Raw genomic sequence first — 697 nt, forward strand, 5'->3', positions numbered from 1 at the left:
AACATCGGCCTGCCGGCAGATGCCAAGGCGGGTGACACGCTGAACGTCACCATTAACGGTACTGCCCAGCCGGGTCATGTGCTGACTGCTGCTGAAATTACTGCAGGTCAGGTTGTATTGACCCCGACCGCCCCGGCTGAAGGTGGCACGCTGACGGTGGCTGCCACCATCACCGACGTGGCCGGTAATACCTCGGCACAAGGTAGTGACAGCGCGACAGTGATCACCAGCGGCCCGCTGGCCAGCATCACCGTTGACCCGGTCACCGCCGACAATGTGCTGAACATCGCCGAAACCAGCGGTGCCACCGTCAGCATCACCGGCACCGTCGGTGGTGACGTCAAGGTGGGCGACACCGTCACCCTGACCGTCAATGGCCACAACACCACCGGCCAGGTGATCGACCTGGGCAATGGCCAGTTGGGCTACAACATTGCCGTCAGCAGCACCGATCTGAAGGCCGACAGCACGGTACACGCCAGTGTCACCACCACCGACAGCCACGGCAACAGCAGCACTGCCACCGGCAGCGACAACTATGGTCTGGACCTGAGCGCCCCGACCGTTGCCATCGCCACCACCCTGGCGGGCGACAACATCGTCAACGCCGCCGAACACAACCAGCCGCTGACCATCAGCGGTAGCACTACGGGTGTGGAAGACGGCCAGAAGGTGGACGTGGTGCTGAACGGCACCC

General features: G+C 63.4%; 1 protein-coding gene. It reads left to right on the forward strand.

The features are described 5' to 3' along the window. Window positions 1–697, forward strand: a 697-nt coding sequence (locus H2Z84_RS03675) for an Ig-like domain-containing protein (RefSeq protein ID WP_181834775.1), incomplete at both ends; no start/stop codon positions are given.

The sequence above is a fragment of the Aquitalea aquatica genome (assembly GCF_013911085.1).
GTDB classification, from domain to species: Bacteria; Pseudomonadota; Gammaproteobacteria; order Burkholderiales; family Chromobacteriaceae; genus Aquitalea; species Aquitalea aquatica.